This window comes from Rhizomicrobium sp. (assembly GCF_056722145.1).
This window is the reverse complement of sequence record NZ_JBWZET010000337.1, coordinates 1-9,852: the sequence shown is the minus strand read 5'-3', so window position 1 is coordinate 9,852 and position 9,852 is coordinate 1. Positions and strand designations below refer to the sequence as shown.

The 9,852-nt window shown below is 62.9% G+C and carries 6 protein-coding genes and 1 tRNA gene; 4 read left to right on the top strand and 3 right to left on the bottom strand.

Translation table 11 applies throughout. From position 1 onward, the window contains the following. On the top strand, window positions 1–1,058 hold a 1,058-nt coding region (locus tag AC1P6P_RS18040; RefSeq protein WP_481403832.1), incomplete at its 5' end, for a hypothetical protein. 438 nt (window positions 1,059–1,496) lie between these two features. Here the strand turns inward: AC1P6P_RS18040 and AC1P6P_RS18035 are convergent. The 3 genes from AC1P6P_RS18035 to AC1P6P_RS18025 form a co-directional block, all read right to left on the bottom strand. Then, window positions 1,497–1,581: transfer RNA gene (locus AC1P6P_RS18035), tRNA-Leu, on the bottom strand. A 92-nt stretch (window positions 1,582–1,673) separates the two neighbouring features. Further along, window positions 1,674–3,929: an NADP-dependent malic enzyme gene (locus tag AC1P6P_RS18030; RefSeq protein ID WP_481403831.1), complete on the bottom strand. Its 2,256-nt coding sequence runs from the start codon at window positions 3,927–3,929 to the stop codon at window positions 1,674–1,676. A gap of 21 nt (window positions 3,930–3,950) precedes the next feature. Further along, the gene (locus AC1P6P_RS18025) at window positions 3,951–5,390 is read right to left on the bottom strand and encodes a helix-turn-helix domain-containing protein (RefSeq protein WP_481403830.1); all 1,440 of its coding nucleotides are present in this window, start codon (window positions 5,388–5,390) and stop codon (window positions 3,951–3,953) included. A gap of 115 nt (window positions 5,391–5,505) precedes the next feature. Here AC1P6P_RS18025 and aceA point away from each other — a divergent pair, with 115 nt between their 5' ends. The 3 genes from aceA to AC1P6P_RS18010 all read left to right on the top strand — a co-directional run. Next, on the top strand, window positions 5,506–6,795 hold the full coding sequence (gene aceA / locus AC1P6P_RS18020; RefSeq protein WP_481403833.1) for an isocitrate lyase: 1,290 nt from the start codon (window positions 5,506–5,508) through the stop codon (window positions 6,793–6,795). A gap of 11 nt (window positions 6,796–6,806) precedes the next feature. Then, the gene (locus tag AC1P6P_RS18015; protein WP_481403829.1) at window positions 6,807–9,014 is read left to right on the top strand and encodes a malate synthase G; all 2,208 of its coding nucleotides are present in this window, start codon (window positions 6,807–6,809) and stop codon (window positions 9,012–9,014) included. A gap of 202 nt (window positions 9,015–9,216) precedes the next feature. Beyond that, window positions 9,217–9,852 (top strand): AMP-binding protein (locus AC1P6P_RS18010; RefSeq protein ID WP_481403828.1); only part of this gene is annotated, 636 nt, incomplete at its 3' end.

The window sequence follows — 9,852 nt, the reverse complement described above, 5'->3', positions numbered from 1 at the left end:
GCATCTCATTCCCTGCAAATCACCCAGCACAGGGAATCAACAACCGATTCAGACCGCAACACTTTTATTGGGTTTCAGCCCTAGTACCCGAGTTGCTGTACCGCGGTTCGATTAACGACGTGGCGGTCAGTAGTACCGGTGCGGTCGCAGTCGCCGATCTTGCCAAAGGTCTTATTCTGGTGTTCCAGCATTCCGAAGGCCAAGACCCCTCTATCAAAATTCCCATCGGGCAGGGCTTTGGCAGTTCAGCAGGCTTTTCTGCGAGTGGCCGCTATCTAGCTTGGTCTTCGGCATTCGAGACGTACATATACGATCTTACTTCGCACCGAATTGCCCTGACTGTTCAACGCTTCCAATCTCACGGCATGCAATGGGTCGGCGAAAATCTGCTGCTGATGGGCTTCGATGATTATAACATGAATTTGGAAACCACATCGCTCCTCAGGTTGAAAGAGGGCACGTTTGAGAGAGAAGTGCTCGACACAATGGTGTCCAGCAAAGGCCATGTTCGCGCGGGTGCGTCGGAGGCTTTCCCACATGAAGACAACTTTGCTTTTGCCGATCAGCTCGGAAGAAGTCTCCTGAGTGTAGAAAAGGGTTTATATCCGAGCTTTGAGGCCGCCATTCACGACGGAGCCGACATCTTCGTTCACAAGGACACGATCTACAGCGAGCGAGTGTACAGGGTCGGTGATCGCCTCATTCAACCCAACACCAACGGGAATTTGTTCCAGAAAGCGGATGCGCCGTGGTCGTTGATTTTGCGCGACGGCACGACCGGTGCCCTACTCAAGTCAGTCCTGTTGCCGATGCCCTGGTGCGTCCCGTGGCAGTTGTCAGTTGCAGGTGATCAGTCAAACGTGGCGATGCTTGCGGGGCTATCGGTTTTGATGCTCAATCCGACGGACCTTAGCGTGCGAGCCGTTTACGGTTTGAATGCTCCCCAGGTCGCGAACCCGCAAGCCATTGTGCTAGCTCCCGGAAATACACTCATCGTGTGGGCAAGTTCCCTCGATCCAGAATCGTCATCGGTGCTGGTGTACAAGCTTCCCAATTAGCGCGTTTTGCTGACTCGCCCAAATGTGCTTGGGGGTGTTCGCAAAGAGCGGGAATGTCGTGTTATGGCGCATTTTGCCCCTTCCTCGTGCCGTGGGAAGGTCCATTCTGGAGTGTAGTTCGGTCATTGGTCTCCCGGCGGGGAAGGCGAATAATTTTCGGCAAAATGTGAGAGCCATCTCAAGCTATTGGTGCAGGTGGATTTCCCCCGTCGCCGGTGGTGGCAATGGCCTATAGCGCCAGACATGTCGGTGGCTCGCGCTGATTTGCCCGGGCGTCGGATTACAGCCCCAGTCGCTGCACCGTCCGATGCACGGTCGTTGCTGACCATGCGCCGCCACGCCGGGGCACTATGCCGTTCGAGTTGTGCCGTCAGCGCGTGCGGCAAACGCCGGCCGAAGGCCGCGGACAAGTCAAATTGTCTTGGAAATCCAAGAACTTGGTGCCCAGAAGAGGACTCGAACCTCCACGCCTTGCAGCGCTAGTACCTGAAACTAGTGCGTCTACCAATTCCGCCATCTGGGCACGGGCTTGGGGCGGTTTGTTTAGGGACCTCCTGGGGCGAAGTCAACGCGTCCGCGGAGTTCTTCTGCCGCAGGGGGTGTTGCCGGGTGGCCCTACAGCGATGCCACCAGGGCGGCGTTGTAGATTTCGGTCATGTTGGCGCCGAGCGACACGATCTGCACCGATTTCTCGAAGCCGACCATGAACGGGCCGAGCATCGACACGCCGCCGACCTGCTGCAGCAGCTTGGTGGAGATCTGCGCCGAGTGCACCGCCGGCAGGATCAGCACGTTGGCGGTGTCGCTGAGGCGGCAGAAGGGATAGAGCGCCATCCGCGCGCGGTCGAGCGCGACGTCGACGGCCATTTCGCCGTCGTATTCGAAATCGACCTGGCGCCGGTCGAGGATGTTGACCGCTTCGACGATGCGCTCGGAGCGTTCGCTGCGCGGATATCCGAAGGTCGAGGAGGCCAGCAGCGCCACGCGCGGCGTATAGCCGAACCAGCGCGCCACCCGGGCCGCCTGCACCGCGATGTCGGCAAGCTGCTCCGAGCTCGGCAGTTCGTGCACGGAGGTATCGGCGGCGAAGATCACCCGGCCCTTGGCGAAAATCACCATCACGCCCATCGGGCGCTGGTTGAGCGGGGTGTCGAGCACGCGGCGGATGTCGGCCAGCACCGCCGAATAGGCGCGGGTCGCACCGGTCACCATGGCGTCGACCTCGCCGGCCGACAGCAGCGACGCGGCGTAGGTGTTGCGGTCGTTGGTGACCATCCGCACGCAATCGCGATACAGCATGCCGCGCCGCTGCAGCCGCTTGTACAGCGCATCGATGTAGGGCGTCGCTTCGGCCGCCGAATGCGGCACCCGGATTTCGAGTTCGGTGGCGCCTTCCAGGCCGGCCTGGCGAATGGTGTTCTTGATGACATCGCGGCGGCCGACCAGCACCGCCTTGCCCAATCCCGCCTGCTGAAACGCGGCGGCGGCGCGCACGACGCAGGGCTCCTCGCCTTCGGCGAACACCACGCGCTTGGGCTTGGCGCGCACGGTTTCGGTGAGGCGGTGGAACAGGTCGGCGGAGGGATCGAGACGCGACGACAGCTCGGCGCGATAGTGCCCGATCTCCGGCAAGCCCTGCCGCGCCACGCCGGTTCTGACCGCCGCTTCGGCCACGGCCGACGACACCCGCGAAATCAAGCGCGGGTCGAACGGCGACGGGATGATGTAGTCGGGGCCGTAGCTCGGACGCGCGCCGCCATAGGCGCTGGCGACTTCATCGGGCACGTCTTCGCGCGCCAAGGCCGCGAGCGCTTCGGCAGCGGCGATCTTCATCGGCAAATTGATCTCGCGGGCGCGCACGTCGAGGGCGCCGCGGAAGATATAGGGAAAGCCGAGGACGTTGTTGACCTGATTGGGATAGTCGCTGCGCCCGGTGGCGACGATGGCGTCGGGGCGCACCGCCTTGGCGTCTTCCGGCGTGATCTCGGGATCGGGATTGGCCATGGCGAAAATGATCGGCGCCTTGGCCATCGATTTCACCATCTCCTGGGTCACCGCGCCCTTGACCGACAGGCCGAGGAACACGTCGGCGCCTTTCAGGGCGTCTTCCAGCGTGCGGTCGCGCGTATCGGTGGCGTGCGCGCTTTTCCATTGGTTCATGCCGGAGGTGCGACCGCGGTAGACGACTCCCTTGGAATCGCACAGCACCGCATTGTCGTTGGGCAGTCCCATGGTCTTCAACAGTTCGAGGCAGGCAATGCCCGCCGCGCCGGCGCCGTTCACCACCACCTTGATGTCGGTGATCTTGCGCCGCGTCAGTTCGAGGGCATTGATCACGCCGGCGGCGCAGATGATGGCGGTGCCGTGCTGGTCGTCGTGGAACACCGGGATGTTCATCAGTTCGCGCAAGCGCTCTTCAATGATGAAGCAGTCCGGCGCCTTGATGTCTTCAAGGTTGATGCCGCCGAAAGTGGGGCCGAGATAGCGCACCGCCGCAATGAAGGCATCGACGTCGGGGGTGTCGACTTCGATATCGATGGCATCGACGTCGGCGAAGCGCTTGAACAGCACCGCCTTGCCTTCCATCACCGGTTTGGACGCCAGCGCCCCGAGATCGCCGAGGCCGAGAATGGCGGTGCCGTTCGAGATTACCGCGACCAGATTGCCTTTGGCGGTATAGTCGAACACCGCGTCGGGGCGCTCGGCGATGGCGCGCACCGGAACGGCAACGCCCGGCGAATAGGCGAGCGAAAGATCGCGCTGCGAGGCCATCGGCTTGGTCGGCGCGATGGCGATCTTGCCGGGCTTGGGGCCGGCGTGAAAGGCGAGGGCTTCTTCATCGGTGAAGGTGGGCGTGGTTTCGCTGGCCATTGGGGGCGTCCTGTTGGGCGGTCAGGGAAGGCAATAGGCGGACTGGCCGCGACGGTTCTCGTCCACGACCAGCTTGAAACTGCGCGACGGCATGGCGCGTTCGGGGCAGTCGACGCGTTCGCAAATCCGGCAACTGACGCCGATCGGCGTGATGATGTTGGGATCGTCGAGCGCCAGGCCGTCGGCATAGGTGATGTCCTTGGCATGCGACGCCGGACAGCCGAGGCCGATCGCCAGCCGATGCAAGCGCGCGCCGACCGGGCGGGGTCGCGATTGACGGCCGATCGGGCTGATCGTCTTGGCGACGCAGAAGAAGGTGGCGCCATCCGGCATCCGGCTCACCTGCACCCGCAGCATGCCGGGCGTGGCGAAGGCATCGTAGACGTTCCAGCGCGGACAGGCGGCGCCGAAGCGGGCGATCTGAATGCCCGAGCCGTTGAAGCGCTTGGAGATGTTGCCGGCGACGTCGACCCGGATCAGGTGGAACGGCACGCCTTCCTCGCCGGGGCGTCGCAGGGTCGTGAGGCGATGGCAGATCTGTTCGAAGCTGGCGCCAAAACGATGCTGCAGGATGTCGAGATCGTGGCGGGTGGCGCGGGCGGCCTCGAGGAAGCGCTGGTACGGCATCATCACGGCAGCGGCGAAATAGTTCGCCAGAGCGGTGCGGGTGAGGGTTTCCGATTCCGTCGAGGTGAACTGGCCGCGCGCGGTCTGCTCGCGGATTTCGGCGTCGTAACCGAGCAACCCGATCTGGCAGGCAAGCTGGAAGATGCGGCTCGACAGCGGCAGCATTTCGCAGATGCGGACGTTGCGCTCCAGCGCGCGGTATTCGCGCAAGGTATTCTCCATCGCATCGGCCGCGATGACATCGACGGTGACGGAGAAGCGCTGTGCCAGCACTTTCACCAGGCCGGAATAGAGGCTTTCCAGCGCCAGATTGTTGTCGCGCCACAACGCCTCGGCGCCGCGTTCGAGGTCGTGGAAATAGTTGTTGTTGGCGTGGAGAAAATCCGACACTTCTTCCGATGGCATGGCGACCGGCAGATAGCTGAGTTCTCCCGGCGCCGAGTCATCGCTGTTGGCGGGCATATCCTTCGGCGTGTGACTGCGCCGCGCCGCGTGATAGAGCGTCAGCACCGCCCGCGCGATCGCCGGCGAGGTGCCGACCATGTCGCGCACTTCGGTCGCCTTGATGCCGTGCACGTCGAACAGCGGGTCCGAGAGCGCCTCCATCACGTCCGACAACAGGCGTGTTTCGTCGTCCTGATTGAAGGACGAGACGTCGATGGCGAAACGCTGCGCCAGTTTCAGCAGCACCGTCGCCGTGATCGGCCGCTGATTGTGTTCCAGAAGATTGAGATAGGTCGGGCTGATCTCGAGCCGCTGCGCCATCTGCGCTTGCGTGAGTTTCTTCTCGGCCCGCAGGCGCCGGAGCTTCGTTCCAAGTCGCGTTTGAATCATCTTCAGCCCCGATCCTTGTTCGGAAGTTTACTGATTTACAGCGCGCCCTCGTGTAGTGATTTACAAATTTTCTTTTGAAAAACAAAGTCTTGTTGCCTTGTTTGTAAAAAGACCAATACTAAAGAAAAGGGAAAAGCGCAAGGAGCAAACCATGAATTCGTCACCGACCCCGCACCGCTTCGATGGCATCCGCCGCACCTACGGCCCTCAGGACATTGAGAAACTCAGCGGTTCGGTGCGGGTTGCGCACACCCTCGCCGAGCATGGCGCCGCGCGTCTGTGGCAGGCGCTGCATCAGCAGCCGTTCTTGCGCGCGCTTGGCGCCTCCACCGGCAATCAGGCGATGCAGATGGCGAAGGCCGGGCTCCAAGCGATCTACGTTTCCGGCTGGCAGGTCGCCGCCGACGCCAATAACGCCGGGGAAATGTATCCCGACCAGAGCCTCTATCCGAGTTCGAGCGTTCCCGAAGTCGTCCGCCGCATCAACCGCACGCTTCAGCGCGCCGACCAGATCGGACATATGGAAGGCGCCGACTTCGACTGGTTCCTGCCGATCGTTGCCGACGCGGAAGCCGGCTTCGGCGGACCGCTCAATGCGTTCGAACTGATGAAATCGATGATCGAGGCGGGTGCTGCCGCGGTGCATTTCGAGGACCAGCTGGCGTCGGAGAAGAAGTGCGGCCATCTCGGCGGCAAAGTGCTGGTGCCGACCCAGACCTTCATCCGCACCCTCAATGCCGCCCGGCTTGCGGCCGATGTCGCCGGTGTGGAAACTCTCGTCATCGCTCGCACCGATGCCGAAGCGGCGCAGCTGATCACCAGCGACATCGATCCGCGCGATCACGAATTCCTCGCCGGCGAGCGCACGCCGGAAGGCTTCTTCCGCCTGAAAGAGAAGACCGGCGTCGCCCATTGCATTCGTCGCGGGCTTGCCTATGCACCTTACGCCGACATGCTGTGGTGGGAGACCTCGCGCCCCGATCTCGGCGAAGCGCGCGAATTCGCCGAGGAAATCCATCGTGCCTTCCCGGGCAAGCTGCTCGCCTACAATTGCTCGCCGTCGTTCAACTGGCGCGCCAAGCTCGACGAGAAGACCATTGCGTCGTTCCAGGAGCAGCTCGGCGCGATGGGCTACAAGTTCCAGTTCGTGACGCTGGCGGGATTCCACAGCCTCAATCTGGCGACCTTCCAGTTGGCGAACGATTACGGCAAGCGCGGCATGGCGGCCTATTCCGACCTGCAGCAGGCCGAGTTCGCCGCCGAGCCGCAGGGCTACACCGCCACCCGCCACCAGCGCGAGGTCGGCACCGGCTATTTCGATGCCGTGTCGATGGCAATCAGCGGCGGCGAATCCTCGACCACCGCGATGGCACAATCCACCGAAACCGCACAATTCGCGGCCTGACGGAGATGACCATGGATGCTCTCATCGAGATCACCACGCCGCCGCGGGGCGAGGCCAAACGCGTCAAGCGGCGCCGGCTGCAGGTGGCAAAAGTGCTGCACGATTTCGTCGTCGACGAGGTCTTGCCGGGAACGGGAATGGACGAACTCACTTTCTGGGCCGACTTCGATCGCCTGCTGCACAGTCTGGTGCCGGAAAATCGGGCGCTACTGGCCAAGCGCGACCGGCTGCAGTCCCAGATCGACGAATGGCACCGCGCCCACGCTTATGAGCCGTTCGACGCCGGTGCTTACAAGGCGTTTCTCGTTGATATCGGCTATCTCGAGCCCGAGGGGCCGGATTTCACCATCCAGACCGGTCCGCTCGATCCCGAGATGACGACCGTGGCGGGGCCGCAGCTGGTCGTGCCGCTGACCAATGCCCGCTATGCGCTCAACGCCGCCAATGCACGCTGGGGCAGCCTGTACGATGCCGTCTACGGCACCGACATGATTTCCGGATTGGTGCGCCATGCCTACGATCCGGTCCGCGGCGCCCAGGTGATCGCGTTTGCCCGCGGCGTGCTCGATCGCACCGCCCCGCTGGCGACGGGCCAATATATGCAGGCTGCGTCGTTTGCGGTGGAGGCGGGTGCGCTGGCCGTCCGGTTGAGCGACGGCCGCATCTCGGCACTGCGCGATCCGGCGCAGTTCGTCGGCTATCTCGGGGACGCGCACGCACCCTCGGCGATTTTTCTCGCCCATCATGGTCTTCACATCGAAATCCGCTTTGACCGCAGCCATCCGGTCGGCGCCACCGATCCCGCCGGCATTTGCGATGTCGTGCTGGAAGCGGCCACCACTGCGATCATGGACCTTGAGGATTCGGTTTCCACGGTCGATGCGGCCGACAAGGTGGAGGCCTATCGCAACTGGCTGGGGCTGATGAACGGCTCGCTGTCGGCGGGGTTCGAGAAATCCGGCCGGAAGGTGACCCGCCGCCTCAACCAGGATCGTGCCATCACCGCCCCGGACGGCGGCATGATCAGCCTGCCGGGAACGGCGCTGATGCTGGTGCGCAATGTCGGCCACATGCCGGTGACCGATGCGATCCTGCTCGACGACGGCAGCCCCGCGCCGGAAGGCATCGTCGATGCCATGATCACGGCGGCGATTGCCATGCACGGGCTTGAAAGCCATTCGCGGACGGGTTCGATCTACATCGTCAAGCCCAAGCTGCACGGGCCGGAAGAGGTCGCGTTCGCCGACCGCATTTTTGATGCCGTGGAGGATGCCCTCGGCCTGCCGCGCCATACCATCAAAATCGGCCTGATGGACGAAGAGCGGCGGACGTCGGTCAACCTCAAGGCCGCCATTCGCGCCGCCGGCCACCGCATTGCCTTCATCAACACCGGTTTCCTCGATCGCACCGGCGACGAAATCCATACCTCGTTCGAAGCGGGTCCGATGGTGCCCAAGAACGAGATGAAGAACACGCGCTGGATCGCGGCCTATGAACAGCGCAACGTCGCCATCGGCTTGGCCTGCGGATTCAGGGGCCGCGCCCAGATCGGCAAAGGCATGTGGGCCAAGCCCGACAAGATGGCCGATCTCTATCGCGAGAAGATCGCCCACGCGCGCTCGGGCGCCAGCACCGCCTGGGTTCCTTCGCCGACGGCGGCGGTGCTGCATGCGCTGCATTATCACGAGGCCGATGTCGCGGCCTGTCAGGACGAGATGGCGCAGCGGCCGTGTCCGCCGGTGGAGGCGCTGCTCGACATTCCGGTGATGCACGCCGAGCGTCCGACCGAATGGGAGGTGCAGAGCGAACTCGAGAACAACATCCAGGGCATCCTCGGCTATGTTGTGCGCTGGGTCGATCAGGGCATCGGCTGTTCCAAGGTGCCCGACATCACCAATGTCGGCCTGATGGAAGATCGCGCCACGCTGCGCATTTCGAGCCAGCACGTCGCCAACTGGCTGCGTCACGGCATCTGCCGCCGCGACCAGGTGATGGCGACGCTGGAGGAAATGGCGCGTACGGTCGATCAGCAGAACGCCGCCGATCCCGCCTATCACGCCATGGCGGACAATTGGGACCAGCCGGCGTTTCAGGCCGCCAAGGCGCTGATCTTCGAAGCCTTCAAGCAGCCCAACGGCTACACCGAACTGATCCTTAACCGCTTTCGCGCCCAGGCCAAACGCCGCCGTGAGGCCGAAGCGGTCACCACAGTGTCGTAACGGAAAAGCCTCTGCACGCAACTAACGTTTACGTAAAGTCGTTGCCACGAACTTGCGAATATGGAGCATTTGCGAGCATTTTTTGGCATAACGTATACGTTATCTGCTTGACGAATTAAAATTAGAGGTGTTCTAATTCGAGCTATAAAGCGACCCGCCTAGAGGCCGCGATCGGGAAGGCCACGCATCGTGGGGAGACGAGATGACCGCCAACGCGGTGCCCATCGAACCGTCAGAAACCGCCGCCGCGCAGGCTGCGTCGGAGGTCGCCTGCGAGCCGCTGACGGCCATTCTGGACCGCGCGGTTGAGCGTTTCGCCGACCGCCCGGCGATGGATTTCCTCGGCCGCCGCACCAGCTATGGCGAACTCGGCCGGCTGGTGGCGCAGGCCGCGCGCGGCTTCCAGCTGCTCGGCGTGACCAAGGGTTCGCGGGTCGGGCTCTGCCTGCCCAACACGCCTTATTACGTGATCTGCTACTTCGCGGTGCTGCGGCTGGGCGGCATCGTCGTCAATTTCAATCCGCTCTATGTCGAGCGCGAAATGCGTCACCAGATCGAGGATTCCGGCACCACGCTGATGGTGACCCTCGATATCCGCCAGATTTATCCGAAGGTGGCCGGGGCGCTCGGCGATACCTGCCTTGAGCGCATCGTGGTCTGCCCGATGAGCGGCATTCTCACCACCGTCAAAAGCGCGTTGTTCTCGGTCTTCAAGCGCTCGGAAATCGCTGACGTGCCGAGCGATCCGCGCCATATCCGTTTCGACAAACTGATCGCCAACGACGGCAAGGTCGAGGCCGCTGAGATCGATCCGCGAAACGACATTGCGGTGCTGCAA